Here is a 14,772-nt window from a genome sequence, read left to right as displayed (position 1 = left end):
TCACCCCTTCACGGCGCCCCCCAGCAGACCCGCCACGAACTGCCGCTGGAACACCAGGAAGACCAGCATCAGCGGCAGCGTGGCGAGGAACGCGCCGAGCATGAGCCCGGCGTAGTCCACGTGGGACAGCCCGATCAGGTGGTTCAGCGCCACCGGCACGGTGTAGCGCTCCTCGGAGTTGAGCATGAGCAGCGGCCAGATGAAGGAGTTCCACTGCGTCATGAAGGTGAAGATCACCAGCGCGCCGAGCTGCGGCCGGACCACCGGCAGCACGATCCGGTAGAAGATCCGCATGTCACCGGCCCCGTCCAGGCGCCCGCTCTCCAGCAGCTCGTCCGGGAAGTCGAGGAACGCCTGGCGCATGAGGAAGATCCCGAAGGAGTTGGCCAGGAACGGGATGATGATCGCCTGGTAGGTGTCGACCCAGCCGATGCTGGCCATCATCTGGAACAACGGCACCAGCAGCACCTGGAACGGCACCATCATCGTGGCCAGGACGACGCCCAGGAGCAGGCCCCGGCCGCGGAAGCGGTACTTGGCCAGGCCGTACCCGCACATCGCCGACACCAGCGAGCTGAGCGCTGTGTAGACGAGCGCGGTCCAGATGCTCGTGGCCATGACCCGCGCGAAGTGCACGGACTCCTCAAGCTTGACGATGTTGGCCAGCAGGTCGCCGCCGGGCAGGAACGGCGGCGGGGAGGCGAACAGCTCGCTGCCGTCGTGGGTGGCCGCCACGATCATCCAGTAGAACGGCACCACGCTCACCAGGGCGCCCAGAACCGCCAGCACCCACACGAGCCGCCTCATGCGCGCTCCTTCCCGGACGTACGCGAGCCGAAGTAACGGAACTGCACCCAGGACAGCGCCCCGATCAGCGCCACGACCGCCCACGCGATCGCCGCCGCGTAACCGAAGTCGAACTGCTTGAAACCGACCTGGTAGAGGTAGAGGATCGGCGTCAGCGTGGCGTCGCCGGGCCCGCCGCCGGTCAGCACCAGCGGCTCGTCGAACAACTGCAGCGTCCCGATCGTCGAGGTGATCGAGCAGAACAGCACGACCGGCCGCAGCTGCGGCAGGATCACCCGCCGGAACGCGGTCAGCGGCCCGGCGCCGTCGATGGCCGCCGCCTCGTACTGCTCGCGCCCGATCCCCTGCAGCCCGGCCAGCAGGATGACCGCGTTGTACCCCACCCAGCGCCAGGTCAGCGACGCGATCAGCGCCACCCGGGCCCAGAACGGGTCGTTCAGCCAGTCCACCTGCAGCCCGAGGAACTGGTTGACCGCCCCGCCCTCGGTGCGCAGCAGCACGCGGAACACCACCGCGTACGCCACCAGCGTCGTCACCGCCGGCAGAAAGTACGCCACGCGGAGCGTCGCGCGGAACTTCAGCCACGACTGGTTGAGCACGTAGGCCAGCACGGTCGCAAGACCGATCATGACCGGCACCTGGACCACGAGGATCAGCCCGGCGTTGGCCAGCGACCGCAGGAAGGACGGGTCGCGCACCAGCCGCGCGTAGTTCCCGAACCCGCCTTCGAGACTCTGCAGCAGCGACGCGGCCAGCGGGTAGGCGAAGAAGAGCGCGAGCAGCGCCGCCGCCGGTCCCGCGAAGACCCATCCGACGGTACGGCGACGCCGGCCGTACCGGCGCCGGGTCCTGGGGACATCGACCGCGACGGAGCTCACGGGGCGATCTCGCGCTGGGTGGCGGCGGCGAGCTGCTCGGCCGCGCTGTCCAGCACCGTCTTGGGGTCCTCGCCGTTGAGCAGGCAGGCCGAGACGGCCTTCTTCAGCAGCTCCTCCGCCTGCTTGTCGTCACCGGTCAGCTCCACCGGCGGGATCTGCTTCACCTGGTCGGCGAACATGCGGTTGACCTTCTCGCCGCCGAAGTACGGCTGCGGCTCGTCGAACAGCGGGTCGCTCAGCGCGGGCAGGTAGGCGGGGAAGAGCGCCTCGGTCCGCATCATCGAGACCTGCCGCTCCTTGCTCGCGAGCATCCAGTCGAGGAAGGCCCACGCGGTCTGCTGGTTCTTGGTCTGCGCGGTGATCGACAGCGCCGACCCGCCATTGGCCGAGGTACGGCTGCCGCCGGCGTCGAAGGCGGGCAGCGGGACGACCCCGAACTTGCCCGACAGCTCCGGCATGTCGGCCGTCAGCGTGCCGCTCCACCAGGCGGCGGTCGGCTGGGTGGCGGCCTTGCCCTGCTTGGTGGCGGTGACGCGGCCGTCCCAGCCCTTCTCGTTCTGCAGGAGGTCCTTGTCCTTGAGCGTCTTGAGCAGGGTGAGCGCGCGGACCGCGCTGGTGGAGTTGACCGCGACCTTGCCGTCGACGAAGTAGCCCTGGCCGAGCTGCTGCAGGAGCGTGGTGAACCCGGCGGCGGTGCTCAGGTCGGAGACGAACAGGCGCTTGCCGGTGGCCTGCTTGATCTTCTCGCCGGCCTTGACCGCGTCGTCCCAGGTGGCCAGCGAGCCGGGGTCGACCTTGGCCTTCTCGAAGTAGTCGCGGCGGTAGTACAGGCCGACGGGGGCGGAGTCCCAGGGCAGGGCGTACAGGCCCTTGGCGGTGGAGGCGGCCTTCCACTTGGCCGGGTCGAAGTCGGCCTTGTACTTGCCGGCCACCGAGGTGAGGTCGACCAGGCCGCCGGGGAAGTTCTCGGCGTAGCCGGGGACGGCGGTGTCTTCGAGCGTGATGATGTCGGGCAGGCCGGCGCCCGACTTGAGGCCCACGGTGATCTTGTCGTAGGCGTTGTCGTAGCCGATGTCGGTCACCTTGACCTTGACGCCCGGGTTGGCCTTCTCGAACTCCGGGGCCAGCCGTTGGAGCGCCTTGGCGGCGACATCCCACGACCAGATCTCGATATTTCCGGACACCTTGGCGTTCGCGGATGCAGTGATCTTCGGCGCTTCCTTGGCCGGGACGCCGCCGGTGGCGCAGGAAGCGGTGAGAACGAGTGATAGCCCGGCGATGGCTCTCTTCACGGGGTAGCTCCCGGTGGTATGTCACGTGATGTATTCTGAGTTTTGAATACAGTAGACGTGTGGTCCCGGTCACGCCAGTCCCTTTGCCGGGAAATGTCGGTCTCGCCCACTACGCTGCATCGAGTGATCTCCGAAACCGCAGCTCAGACCGCGCGGCACGCGAGAGTGGCCGCCGGGCTGGCCGAGCTGGAGCGGTGGCTCGGCGACCAGGTACGGCTCGGCCTGGGCCAGGCGGGGGATCGCGACTGGGATGATCTGGTCAAGCGGCTGGTCGACGCCCAGGTGCCCGGGGCGGCCGGCCTCGTGGCGCGGTTGGAGCGGGTGCGGGCCGCGGCGGGCTGGCCTGGTGCGCTGCTGTCAGAATACGCCCTGCTCAACCTGCTGGCCGTGGCGTACCGGCGGCGTGCAGAGCTGCCCCCGGCCTTGGGGCGGACCGTGCTGACCCGGGTCGGATTCACGACCTCGCGGGCGGAGGTGCTGGCCGAGCCGCACGTCCGTGACCGGTGGCTGGTGCTCGGGGTCCGGGACGAGCCGCTCGACCACGTGACCGCAAGGCGCGTGTGGCTGCGCGGCCGGGCCACGGGCCGTCCGGCCCTCATCCTGACCTTCACCCCCGCCGCCCACCCCATGGACGAGACACCGCCGCCCGGCTCCACCCTGGAGGCGGCCCTGGCCTTCTATCCCGCCGCCGCCCCGTTACGCGCCCTGATCGCCGGCCCGGACGGGGAGGAGCCGCCGGAGTTCGCCCGCCCCGGCATTCCCGCGCCCGGTCCGCACGGCACCTTCCCCGCGCCGGACGCGGTGGCAGGGCTTGATCTCCACGAGGACTCTCCCGTGCCCGGCCGGAGGGTCCGGGAGGATTTCGGGGCGGTTTCGGTGGCGGCCGCCCTGGAGGAGGTGGCCGGGGCGCTGGCGGCCGATCCCTGGACGGACGCGTGGCCGTTGCTGCTGGACGCGGTGGTGCCGGGGCGGGCCGACCTCGGGGGGCTGCCGCTGCACCCGGCCTGTCACGACCCGTGGCGGCTGATCGCGGTCTCCGGCGGCGGGCCGGTGACGGTGGCCGCCGAGTGGACGCCGCGCGGGCTGCGCCCGCTGACGGTGTGGGACGACGACGCCAGGCCGGTGCCCCTGTGAACGGCCCGGCGGGCAACGAACCCGTGCACGTCCCGGTGAGCGACGAGCCTGCGCGCGGCCCTGTGAACGACGAGCCCGTGCACGCCACCGTGAGCGACGAGCCCGCGCGCGGGCCGGTAGGTCGCCCCGTGTGGGAGGAGATGGTCTCCACCGCTCTGGTGGGGACGGCGCGCCGGCCGTACCGGGGAGAGTTGCTGGGGGATGCGGCGGTCGAGGTCATGCGGCGGCGGGCCGGGCAGGTGCCCCTCAGCCGGCGGGACGGTGAGCAGGCGGAGGCGGAGGAGCGTGCGGCGGTGCCGTGGCGGGCGGCGGAGCGGCTCGGGCGGATTCTGGGCGGCGAGCACGGCAGGGTGCTGGGCGAATGGCTGGCGGTGGCGGCGGCGAGCGGGCGCAGGGTGCCGCCGCACGTCCTGCCCGACCTGCTCGAACGCGGCAGGCGCGACCGGTCGATCAGGGCGTGGCTCGGCGTGCTGGCCGGGCGGCGCGGGCGGTGGCTGGCCGCACGGAACCCGGCCTGGGCCTTCCTGCTCGACGAGCCCACCGGCGAGAGCTGGGAGTACGGCTCGCCCGCCGACCGCCGCGCCCACCTGCGGGCCGTCAGGGCGGCAGACCCGGCGGCGGCACGGGCGCTGCTCGAGGGCACGTGGGAACGGGAGACGCCGGAAGATCGGGCGGAGTTCATGGAGGCGCTGGTCGTGGGCCTGAGCATGGCCGACGAGCCGTTCCTGGAACGCGCCCTGGACGACCGCCGCCGCGAGGTACGCCAGTCGGCGGCCAACCTGCTGGCGGGACTGCCGGACTCCCGGCTGGCCGGGCGGATGGCGCGGCGGGCGGCGGACTGCCTGGTGGTGTCCGGCGGCCGCATCGAGGTTCGGCCGCCGCGCGAGTGCGACGCGGCGATGGAGCGTGACGGCGTGCGGGCCAAGCCGCCGCGGGGGATCGGCGAGCGGGCGTGGTGGCTGCAGCAGGTGGTGGCGCGGGCGCCGCTGCGGATGTGGGCCGAGCCGCGGGTGATGCTCGGGCTGCGGATCTCCGACTGGGACGCCGAGGTCAAGGCGGGATGGGTGCGGGCGGCGGTGCTGCAGCGGGAGGCGGGGTGGGCGCGGGCGATGTTCGCGCACGATCCGATCGCGGATCTGCTGGGTGTGCTCCCGTCGGAGGAACAGCAGGAACTAGCCGCCGAGTTCGTGAAAAATCAGGACATGGATAGCCAGCTCATCATGGTCCTCGGTGGCGTCGAACGGCCGTGGGGGGCGGCGCTGGCGGCAGCCGTACTGAACAAGATCGCCATGATCGCGGCCACCCAGCCCTGGAACCTCGGCGAGCTCGCCAGGCTCGCCGGTGAACGTGTCGATCCGGAGCTGCATCCGCTGGCCGGGCAGAGCGGTGCGGCGGAGGTGGCCGAGGTGCTGCGGTTCCGGGCGGACATGGTGGAGGAACTGGGAAGGGAGAGCGCATGACGGTCCTGCGGGCCCATGCGGAGGACGAGTACGCCGAGGAGCTGGCGCTGCTGGCCAAGGAGGACGACCGGCCCAGGCCGCCCGGCTGGGCGTTGTCGCCCTGGGCCGTGACCGCGTACGTGCTGGGGGACGGGGGCCGGATCTCCCCCAAGTACGTGGGCGCCCGCCGTATCGTCGAGGTCGCCGTCGCCACGCTGGCCACCGACCGGGCGCTGCTGCTGCTCGGCGTCCCCGGCACGGCCAAGACGTGGCTGTCCGAGCACCTCGCCGCGGCGATCAGCGGCGACTCCACGCTGCTGGTCCAGGGCACCGCGGGCACCCCCGAGGAGGCCGTCCGCTACGGCTGGAACTATGCCCGGCTGCTGGCGGAAGGTCCCTCCCGCGACGCGCTCACGCCGAGCCCGGTCATGCGCGCGATGGCCGAGGGCCGCATCGCCAGGGTGGAGGAGCTCACCCGGATGCCCTCCGACGTCCAGGACGCGCTGATCACCGCGCTGTCGGAGAAGACGTTGCCGATCCCCGAGCTCGACACGGAGGTCCAGGCCCAGCGCGGCTTCAACCTCATCGCCACCGCCAACGACCGCGACCGCGGCGTGAACGAGCTGTCCAGCGCGCTGCGCCGGCGCTTCAACACCGTCGTGCTGCCGGTCCCCGCCACGGCCGAGGAGGAGATGGAGATCGTCACCCGCCGCGTCGCCCAGCTCGGCCGTTCCCTGCAGCTGCCCGAGACGACGACCGGCCTGGAGGAGATCCGGCGGGTGGTCACCGTCTTCCGGGAACTGCGCGACGGCGTCACCGAGGACGGCCGCACCAAGCTCAAGTCGCCCAGCGGCACCCTGTCAACGGCCGAGGCCATCTCGGTGCTGACCAGCGGCATCGCGCTGGCCGCCCACTTCGGCGACGGCGTGCTGCGGGCCGCCGACGTGGCCGCCGGGCTCGTCGGCGCCGTCGTGCGCGAACCGGCCGCCGACCGGGTGGTGTGGCGCGAGTACCTGGAGACCGTGGTGCGCGAACGCCCGGACTGGCATGACTTCTACCGGGCCTGCCGCGAGGTCTCATGATCGAGGTGTTCGGCGTCCGGCATCACGGGCCCGGGTCGGCGCAGGCCGTACGGGAGGGCCTGGCGCGGCTGCGGCCGGACGCGATCCTCATCGAGGGCCCGCCCGAGGCCGACGCGCTCGTCCGCTTCGCCGCCGGGTGCGAGCCGCCGGTCGCGCTGCTCGCGCACGTTCCTGGCGACCCGTCGCGGTCGGCCTTCTGGCCGTTCGCGGTGTTCTCGCCGGAATGGCAGGCCATCCTGTACGGCACGCGCCACGGCGTCCCGATCCGCTTCTGCGACCTGCCCGCCGCCCACCTGCTGGCTCCGGAGGGCGGCGGCGAACGCGGCGTACGCGACCCGATCGGCGAGCTGGCCGCGGCCGCCGGGCACGACGACCCGGAACGCTGGTGGGAGGACGTGGTCGAGCACCGGGCCGGCGCCGCGCCGCCGTTCGAGGTGATCGGCGAGGCCATGGCGGCACTCCGGGAGGGCTACACGCCGGACGCCTTCGAGGCCCGGCGCGAGGCGTACATGCGGCGTGTCCTGCGCGCGACCGTCAAGGCGGGACATGAGCGGATAGCGGTGGTCTGCGGCGCCTGGCACGTGCCCGCCCTGGCCGGGCCGCCGCCGCCCGTGAAGGCCGACGACGCGTTGCTGCGCGGCCTGCCCAAGGTGAAGGCGGCGCTGGCGTGGGTGCCGTGGACGTACGAGCGGCTGGCGATCCGCTCCGGCTACGGCGCGGGGGTGGGCTCGCCCGGCTGGTACCACCACCTGTTCACGGTGGCCGACCGGCCGGTCGAGCGGTGGCTGGGCGCGGCCGGAGCGGTGCTGCGCGAAGAGGGACTGGCCGTGTCGTCCGCGCACGTCATCGAGGCCGTACGGCTGGCCGAGAGCCTGGCCGCCCTCCGCGGCCGCCCTCTGCCGGGGCTGAGCGAGGTCACCGAGGCGGCCAGGGCGGTGCTGTGCGACGGCGACGAGCTGCGGGTCGCGCTGATCCAGCGCCGCATGGTCGTCGGCGACCGCCTGGGCCACGTGGGCGACGACGCCCCGCTCGTACCCCTGCAGCGCGACCTGCGCGAGCGGCAGCGCCACCTCCGCCTCCACCCCGCCGCCCGGGAGGAGCCGGCCGCCCCGCCCGTACGCGAGCTGGAGCTGGATCTGCGCAAGACGCTGGACCTGGGCAGGAGCCACCTGCTGCACCGGCTGCGGCTGCTCGGCGTGCCCTGGGGGGTGCCGGGGGAGGCGCGGGGCAAGGGGACGTTCAGGGAGACCTGGCGGCTGGAGTGGCGGCCGGAGTTCGACCTGGCGCTGATCGAGTCCGCGGCGCTCGGCACCACGGTGGAGGCCGCGGCCACCCGCCGCGTGCTGGACCCGGCGCCGACCGGCCAGAACCTGGGCGAGCTCGCGGCGACGGTCGAGAAATGCCTGCTGGCTGAGCTGCCCGGCGCGCTGCCCGGCGTCCTCGCCGCCCTGTCGGAGCGGGCCGCGCTGGACGCCGACATCACGCACCTGATGAGCGCGCTCCCGGCGATCGTCCGCGCCCACCGCTACGGCGACGTCCGGGGGACACCGGCCGAGGGACTGGCGGCGGTCGCCCGCTCGATGCTGGACCGCGTCAGGGCCGGACTTCCCGCCGCGCTGCCCGGACTGTCCTGGCAGGCAGCGGGCGCGATGCTGGCCCAGGTGGACGGCGTGCACGCCGCGGTCGACCTGCTCGGCGACCCGGCGGCCCGCGAGCGCTGGCTGGCCACGCTCCTCGGGATCTGCGACACCCCCGGCGCGCACGGCCTGGTCGAAGGACGGCTGACGCGGATCCTGCTGGACGCGGGCGCGCTGGCCGACGCCGAACGGCGGCTGGCGCGGGCCACCTCGCGCGGCGGCGGGCCGGCCAGGGCGGCGGCGTGGATCGAGGGGTTCCTGGCCGGGGGCGGGCTGCTGCTGGTGCACGACGCGCGGCTGCTGGACCTGGTCGACGCCTGGATGAGCGGGCTGTCCGGTGCGCAGTTCACGGAGGTGCTGCCGTTGCTGCGGCGGACGTTCGGCGGCTTCGCCGTACCGGAGCGCAGGGCGATCGGGGAGCGGGTGCGGTCGGGCGCGGGCGGCGGGCGGCCCGAGCGGGAGGTCGACGAGCGGCTGGCGGCGCCGGCCGAGCGGACCGTGCTGACGATACTCGGGAGGGCCCATGGATGAACGGCTGCGCAGGTGGCGGCTGGTGCTCGGCGGCGGCGAGGCGGACGGCACCGGCCTCGGCCTGCACGGCGACGACGCCCGGATGGACGCGGCGCTCGGGTCGCTGTACGAGAGCGGGGAGCGGGGCGGGCTGGGGGCCTCGGCGCCCAGGGTGGCCCGCTGGCTGGGTGACGTGCGCACCTACTTCCCGCCCGGTGTCGTGCGGGTCATGCAGCAGGACGCGATCGACCGGCTCGACCTGACCCGGCTGCTGGTCGAACCCGAGATGCTGGAGGCGGTCGAGCCGGACGTGCACCTGGCCGCCACGCTGCTGTCGCTGGCCAAGGTGATGCCGGACGAGGCGCGGGAGTCGGCGCGGGCGCTGGTCAGGGCGGTGGTCGGCGACCTGGAGAAGCGGCTGACGGCCAGGACGCGGACCGCCGTGGCGGGGGCGCTGGACCGGGTGGCGCGCACGCGGCGGCCGCGCCGTACCTCCGATGTCAACTGGAACCGGACGATCCTCGCCAACCTCGGCCACTACCTGCCCGACCGCAACACCGTGGTGCCCGAGCGGCTGGTCGGGCACGCCCGCAAGCGGCGCTCGCTCCGCCGCGACGTCGTGCTGTGCGTCGACCAGAGCGGCTCGATGGCGGAGTCGGTGGTGTACGCGGGGGTGTTCGGCGCGGTGCTGGCCTCGATCCCGGCGCTGCGCACCCGCATGGTGGTCTTCGACACCGCGGTGGCCGACCTCAGCGACCTGCTGCACGACCCGGTCGAGCTGCTGTTCGGCACCCAGCTGGGCGGCGGCACCGACATCAACCGGGCGCTGGCCTACTGCGAGGGGCTGCTCGAACGCCCGGCCGACTCGGTCCTGGTGCTGCTCAGCGACCTGTTCGAGGGCGGGATCAGGGACGAGATGCTGCGCAGGGTCGCCGCGATGACCGGGGCGGGGGTGCGGGTGATCGTGCTGCTCGCGCTGTCGGACGAGGGCACGCCGCTGTTCGACCGCGACAACGCCGCCGCCCTTGCCGCGCTGGGCGTGCCCGCGTTCGCGTGCACGCCCGACGCCTTCCCCGAGCTGATGGCGGCCGCGATCGAGGGCCGTCAGCCGGCCGCCCCGTAGATGCCCTAGGCCGGATTGCCTAGGTCCTGCGCCCGATGTGCCTGACCTGGGATGATCGTAGGTTGCCTGTCATGACAACTGTTGCTGAAGCCCCACCTGCCCCAATAAGCGTGATCTCGCGGAAGTACCGCTCGCTGAGCTTCGGGCTGGTCGCGCTCGTCACCCTCGTCGCGTTCGAGGCGATGGCCGTGGCCACCGCGATGCCCGTGGTCGCCCGCGAACTCGGCGGCATGCACCTGTACAACCTGGCCTTCAGCGCGACCCTCGCCGCCAGCGTCATCGCCACCGTCCTCGGGGGCCGGTGGTCGGACGTGCGCGGCCCCCTCCAGCCCATGGGCACCGGCGTCGTGACGTTCGTCGCCGGTCTGCTGCTGGCCGGATTCGCCCCCACGATGGAGATCTTCATCGCCGGGCGCTTCGTCCAGGGCCTGGGCGCCGGATTGATCCAGGTGTCGTTGTACGTGGTGGTCGCCCGGGTCTACCCGGGTTCCATGCACCCCAAGGTCTTCGCCTTGTTCTCCGCCGCCTGGGTGGTCCCCTCGATGGTGGGCCCGGCCATCGCCGGACTCGTCGTCGAGCAGGTCGACTGGCGCTGGGTCTTCCTCGGCGTCGCCGTGATCGTCGTGCCCGCCGCCCTGCTCCTGTGGCGCGGCACCGCCGGCTCCGACGTCCGCTCCGGCGCCGCGGAACCCGCCCCCGGCCTCGGCCGCAAGCTCGTCTGGGCGGCGCTGACCGCCGTAGCCGCCGCGCTCATCCAGTACGGCAGCGCTCTCGGCCTGGCCGGTCTGCCCCTGCTCGTCGCCGGTGTCGTCGTCCTGGCCGTGGCCCTGCCCAGGCTCCTGCTCAAGGGTTCCCTGCGCGCCGCCCCCGGCCTGCCGACCGCCCCGGTCCTGCGCGGCCTGGCCTTCGGCTCCCTGACCGCCTCCCAGGTGCTCATCCCGCTCATGCTCATGAACGAGCGCGGCCTGTCCCCGATCGGCGCCGGCATCGTCCTGACCGTCGGCGCGCTCGGCTGGTCCACCGGCTCCTGGTTCAAGGGCCGCGGCACCATCAGCAACATGGCCGCCCTGCGCGGCGGCGCGCTCATGATCGCTCTCGGGATCGCGCTGGTCAGCCTCGTGCTCGTGGACGCCGTCCCGCTCGCCGTCGCCTACGTCGCCATGGCCGTCTCCGGGCTCGGCATCGGCGCCCTCCACCCGACCGTCTCCGTGCTGGTGCTGGAGATGTCCAAGCAGGGCGAGGAAGGCAACAACTCCGCGGCCGTCGGCGTCGGCGAGTCCGTCTTCACCGTCGTCGCGGTCGCCGTCACCGGCGCCCTGTTCACCGCCACCCAGGAGACCTACATCGCCGGTTTCGCCTTCACCTTCGGCCTCGCCATCCTCGGCGCCATCCTGGCCCCCCGTTTTGCCCAGTCCGCGAAGACGGGCACACTGGAGGGGACCGCGTCATAAAAGGGGGGTACATGCCGCGAGTGCGGGAGCTTGAGGTCTTCAGGCTCGTCCTGCCGTTCGGCGGACGCCAGGAGACCCTGCTCGTCAAGCTCACCGACCACGGTGGCATGACCGGCTGGGGCGAGGCGATCGCCCCCGAGGCCAAGACCTGGACCAACCTTGAGGAATCCCTCGGCGCCCGGCTCATCGGCGTCGACTGGGAACACCCCGACAGCGCGCCCAGCGGTGACCCGGCCGTGGACATGGCCTGCTGGGACCTCTGGACCAGGATGCGGGGCGTGCCGCTGGCGCACGCGCTGGGCGGCAGCCGTACCTCGTTGATGGCGACCGTACGGCTGACGCCGGACCCGTCACTGGAAAGCCTGGTCTCCCGCGTGAACCAGCAGGTGTGCGCCGGATACGGCCACGTGACGCTGGACATCAGACCGGGCTGGGACGTAGAGCCGGTGCGGGCGGTGCGGGCGGCGTACCCGGCGCTGACGCTCGCGGTGGACGGGGCCGGGTGCTACACCACCCCCGAGCAGCTCATCGCCCTGGACTCCTACGGCCTGGAAGTGATCGAGCGCCCCTTCGCCGTCTCGGACCCCTACCTGCACGCGACCCTCCAGGACCAGGTGTCGGCGGCGGTGGCGGTGGAGGCGAGCACGGCAGCTGAACTTGACGACTACCTGACATTGCGGGCAGGGCGGGTGCTGCTGCTGCGTCCCGCGGCGTTCCCGTCGCTGAGCGAGACCCGCAGAGCCCATGACCGGGCGGCAGCGGCGGGCTGGGACATCCAGTGCACCGGCGGCCAGGGCGCGGGCTTGGCAAGAGCGGCGACGGTGGCGGTCGCGAGCCTGCCGGGATGCACCCTGGCGTGCGACGTGACCCAGCCGCCACGCAACAACCAGATCGTGGACCCGATCGTTGGCGCGAACGCGGGCGTGATCGCCGTCCCGTTCACCCAGCCCGGCCTGGGCCACACGATCGACGAACCCCGCGTACACCGCCTGGCCAAGGACCGGTTCCGCGCCTGAAAAGCAAGGCGTTCCGCTTCGCTCCACACGTGCTTCCAGTCGAGCTGAAGCTCGACCCCTGAAGGCCCTCGCTCCGCTCGGACGTCCTGCCTGCGGCCCCACCCCTTGACCAGAGCGGTGGCCGCCCCCTTCCGCCCACCCGACTGGCGGCCGGTCGAGTTGCCTCGGCCGCCTGGGCTGACCAGCGGCCCACACCAGGCACGTCGTGACGGAGTAGGCCAGGGTCACGCCCGGAACGGCTGTGTATGGGCCGGTTTGATCGCTAAGGTGACGCTGTGCGGACCCGATGGGCGTCAACGGCCACAGCCGCAATCGCTGTGGCACTGCTCGCCGCATGCGAACTCTTTCCGACCACGTCTCGCCCGCCGTCCGACGTCGTCGATGAGATGAGGGCTGTGGGAAAGGTCGTCGCGTCAACCACGACCGAGTGGTACTGGGATGGGCACACGGCCATTGACCAGGTCATCGTGGTTGACGTCGGACGCCTGGACCCCGGCGACGCCGTCGCCACCGCGATCCGCGCCCTTCAGCAGCGCGGCTGGCAGCCGATCAAGGGCGTGCGGAACAGTCCGGTGGGCTTGGAGAGCGGCAGCCAGGCAGAAGCCGAGATCTGGGTGGAGCCGCTGGCCTCCTACAAGATCCCGGATTCCGGTGGCTTCAATGAGCAGCTCGATGCCTCGAACGCGGGGCTGTTCCGAAAGCTTCACGCTCAGAATGGGACAGGTGCGTTCGTGGTGCTGACAGCGAGTCCTACTGACTGAGCTGGTCTCGTCTACGACGGCGTGACGCGGCGCTCAGGCATAGATCACGACGTGGACCGGGTCGCCCGACGGACGCCCCCTTCTGTCCACCCGACAGGCGGGTGGGACGACCGGTTGCGCCGTGCTCACCGATACCTGGAAGCGCTCAGCTGCTCGCCGCAGCGGCCATCCATCCTCCACCACGCAGCGGGCGAGCCGAAGTCGACCGGTCTCGGTCAAGGGGGCGTTACGGTGGGGCATGAGGGTCTCCTGGTCATCGGTGCAGATGTCGCAATCCACACCGAACCCGGAGACCCTCCCTCATTTCAAGGTCATCCGGCCCGTGTCCCGCGTTCTCAACCTCTGTGGGTAATACAGCTAGCCCCCGCTGGGATCCCTCTCGGTGGCGACAGCGGAGGCGGAGAGGAGGGTCGCGGCGGCGAGGCTGCCCCAGAGGGCGGCCGGGCCGTGGGGTGCCAGAGCGGTGATGACCGCCGGTGAGGCGGCGAGGCCGAAGCCCGTGGAGAGCTGGAAGCGGGCGAGGGCGCGTCCCAGGACATGGGCCGGGGCGAGGGCGGTGACGAGCGCGGTGGCGCTGCCGGCGTAGACGATCTCGCCGAGGGTGCAGATCACGGACACCACGGCTACGGCCGGGGCGGCCCAGCCGGGCCCCAGGGAGGTGGCCGCGAGGAAACCGAGGTAGGACGCGGCCAGTACCACGCCGGACAGAGCCAGCACGGTCCGCCGGGAGAAGCGGGACAGCAGGACGGTGACCGGCACCTGCAGGGTGATCACCAGCACCGTGTTGGCCACGAAGATGACCGCCGGCCACACCGGGGAGGCGTGCATCTGAGTGACCAGGACCAGGGGGAGCGCGATTTCGGGGACGTTGAGGCAGAAGACGTAGATCACGTTGGCACCCAGCAGGGCGCGCATCCGGGGGGCGGGCGCGCTGTCCTTGGCCGGCGCGGCGGCCGGATGAGCGTGCACGTGGACCGACCACGCCAGCGCCGCCGCGGCGAGGTAGGCGAGCCCGGTCACGGCTGCCAGCGCCTGCAACGCGGTGGTACCGCCTGCCAGGAACGCGGTGGCGAGGAGTGCGCCGGCGCCCAGGCCGGCGTTGCGCAGGGCGCGGCCACCCGCGAGGGCGGCGTCGCGTTCGCGGCCGTGGGCGATCGTGGCCACGAGGGCGGCGTGGGCGGCCGGCCATGCCTGGTTGCCGATGCCGAGGAAGAGTGCCGCCGTCGCGAACAACCAGACGTTCCCCGCAGGGGTGGCCAGCAGCAGGGCCACGCCCAGTACCCGCACCAGCATCGACGCCGCCACGACCGTGCTGCGTGGGCCCCGGTCCAGCCATCGGCCGACCGCGGGCACGCACGCCAGGCCCGCGACGGCGCCGGCCGTCATGGCGATGCCGGTGGCCGGCGCGGACAGCCCCAGCACCGTCACCCCGTACAGCAGCAGAAAGGGCCGCAGCAGGCCGGTGCCGAGCGCGTCCACGACCAGGGCGACGGCATAGCGCGGGCCTCCGGAGGCACGGACGAGGGCACCGGGACGGATCTTGGTGGTGGTGGCCATGGCGTCAACGATGCGTCCGGCCGCCGGGCCGGCGGGGGGGGGGGGGGGGGGCCCCACACAACCACCCCGCCCCCCCCCCCCCCCC

Annotated in this window: 12 protein-coding genes and 1 pseudogene; 8 read left to right on the top strand and 5 right to left on the bottom strand. The window is 72.7% G+C overall.

The window, feature by feature from the left end; genetic code table 11:
- The 3 genes from ACFWYW_RS43065 to ACFWYW_RS43055 are packed head-to-tail and all read right to left on the bottom strand — an operon-like array spanning position 1 to position 2,977.
- Positions 1–807, bottom strand: coding sequence for a carbohydrate ABC transporter permease (locus ACFWYW_RS43065; protein WP_379618911.1), 807 nt, complete (start codon positions 805–807; stop codon positions 1–3).
- Positions 804–1,685, bottom strand: coding sequence for a carbohydrate ABC transporter permease (locus ACFWYW_RS43060; RefSeq protein ID WP_379618913.1), 882 nt, complete (start codon positions 1,683–1,685; stop codon positions 804–806). Before ACFWYW_RS43060 ends, ACFWYW_RS43065 begins: the two co-directional genes overlap by 4 nt.
- Complete coding sequence (locus ACFWYW_RS43055) at positions 1,682–2,977, bottom strand: ABC transporter substrate-binding protein (protein WP_379618916.1); 1,296 nt, start codon at positions 2,975–2,977, stop codon at positions 1,682–1,684. The genes ACFWYW_RS43060 and ACFWYW_RS43055 overlap by 4 nt, the downstream gene beginning before the upstream one ends.
- A gap of 123 nt (positions 2,978–3,100) precedes the next feature.
- Here ACFWYW_RS43055 and ACFWYW_RS43050 point away from each other — a divergent pair, with 123 nt between their 5' ends.
- The 8 genes from ACFWYW_RS43050 (at position 3,101) to ACFWYW_RS43015 (ending at position 13,130) form a co-directional block, all read left to right on the top strand.
- On the top strand, positions 3,101–4,111 hold the full coding sequence (locus ACFWYW_RS43050; protein ID WP_379618918.1) for an SWIM zinc finger family protein: 1,011 nt from the start codon (positions 3,101–3,103) through the stop codon (positions 4,109–4,111).
- A complete protein-coding gene (locus ACFWYW_RS43045) occupies positions 4,108–5,571 on the top strand; it encodes a DUF5691 domain-containing protein (protein ID WP_379618920.1) in 1,464 nt (487 codons plus the stop codon). The genes ACFWYW_RS43050 and ACFWYW_RS43045 overlap by 4 nt, the downstream gene beginning before the upstream one ends.
- A complete protein-coding gene (locus ACFWYW_RS43040) occupies positions 5,568–6,632 on the top strand; it encodes an AAA family ATPase (protein WP_379618922.1) in 1,065 nt (354 codons plus the stop codon). The genes ACFWYW_RS43045 and ACFWYW_RS43040 overlap by 4 nt, the downstream gene beginning before the upstream one ends.
- Positions 6,629–8,800 (top strand): DUF5682 family protein, encoded by a 2,172-nt coding sequence (locus ACFWYW_RS43035; protein WP_379618924.1) that lies wholly within the window; start codon positions 6,629–6,631, stop codon positions 8,798–8,800. Before ACFWYW_RS43040 ends, ACFWYW_RS43035 begins: the two co-directional genes overlap by 4 nt.
- Positions 8,793–9,902, top strand: a complete 1,110-nt coding sequence (locus ACFWYW_RS43030) for a vWA domain-containing protein (RefSeq protein ID WP_379618926.1) — start codon at positions 8,793–8,795, stop codon at positions 9,900–9,902. The genes ACFWYW_RS43035 and ACFWYW_RS43030 overlap by 8 nt, the downstream gene beginning before the upstream one ends.
- Positions 9,903–10,012: 110 nt before the next feature.
- Positions 10,013–11,353: an MFS transporter gene (locus ACFWYW_RS43025; RefSeq protein WP_379618928.1), complete on the top strand. Its 1,341-nt coding sequence runs from the start codon at positions 10,013–10,015 to the stop codon at positions 11,351–11,353.
- A gap of 11 nt (positions 11,354–11,364) precedes the next feature.
- Complete coding sequence (locus ACFWYW_RS43020) at positions 11,365–12,369, top strand: enolase C-terminal domain-like protein (RefSeq protein WP_379618930.1); 1,005 nt, start codon at positions 11,365–11,367, stop codon at positions 12,367–12,369.
- Positions 12,370–12,764: 395 nt separating this feature from the next.
- Positions 12,765–13,130 (top strand): hypothetical protein, encoded by a 366-nt coding sequence (locus tag ACFWYW_RS43015; RefSeq protein WP_379641263.1) that lies wholly within the window; start codon positions 12,765–12,767, stop codon positions 13,128–13,130.
- Between the two features lie 57 nt (positions 13,131–13,187).
- Here the strand turns inward: ACFWYW_RS43015 and ACFWYW_RS43010 are convergent.
- Together ACFWYW_RS43010 and ACFWYW_RS43005 are read right to left on the bottom strand one after the other, a co-directional pair.
- Positions 13,188–13,370 (bottom strand): annotated as a pseudogene (locus ACFWYW_RS43010) (IS481 family transposase); the annotation flags it as partial.
- Between the two features lie 117 nt (positions 13,371–13,487).
- A complete protein-coding gene (locus ACFWYW_RS43005; protein WP_379618934.1) occupies positions 13,488–14,687 on the bottom strand; it encodes an MFS transporter in 1,200 nt (399 codons plus the stop codon).
- Between the last annotated feature and the right edge of the window lie 85 nt (positions 14,688–14,772).

Origin of the sequence: Nonomuraea sp. NPDC059023 (assembly GCF_042740095.1) — a bacterium.
Taxonomy (GTDB): domain Bacteria; phylum Actinomycetota; class Actinomycetes; order Streptosporangiales; family Streptosporangiaceae; genus Nonomuraea.
Note: the sequence above shows the minus strand (reverse complement) of the source record. Positions and strands in the feature narration are given on the sequence as shown.

Excerpts from the sequence above, each read along its gene's own strand:
- ACFWYW_RS43065 (WP_379618911.1), bottom strand. The coding sequence starts at position 807 with ATGAGGCGGCTCGTGTGGGTGCTGGCGGTTCTGGGCGCCCTGGTGAGC.
- ACFWYW_RS43040 (WP_379618922.1), top strand. The coding sequence starts at position 5,568 with ATGACGGTCCTGCGGGCCCATGCGGAGGACGAGTACGCCGAGGAGCTG.
- ACFWYW_RS43035 (WP_379618924.1), top strand. The coding sequence starts at position 6,629 with ATGATCGAGGTGTTCGGCGTCCGGCATCACGGGCCCGGGTCGGCGCAG.
- ACFWYW_RS43030 (WP_379618926.1), top strand. The coding sequence starts at position 8,793 with ATGGATGAACGGCTGCGCAGGTGGCGGCTGGTGCTCGGCGGCGGCGAG.
- ACFWYW_RS43020 (WP_379618930.1), top strand. The coding sequence starts at position 11,365 with ATGCCGCGAGTGCGGGAGCTTGAGGTCTTCAGGCTCGTCCTGCCGTTC.
- ACFWYW_RS43005 (WP_379618934.1), bottom strand. The coding sequence starts at position 14,687 with ATGGCCACCACCACCAAGATCCGTCCCGGTGCCCTCGTCCGTGCCTCC.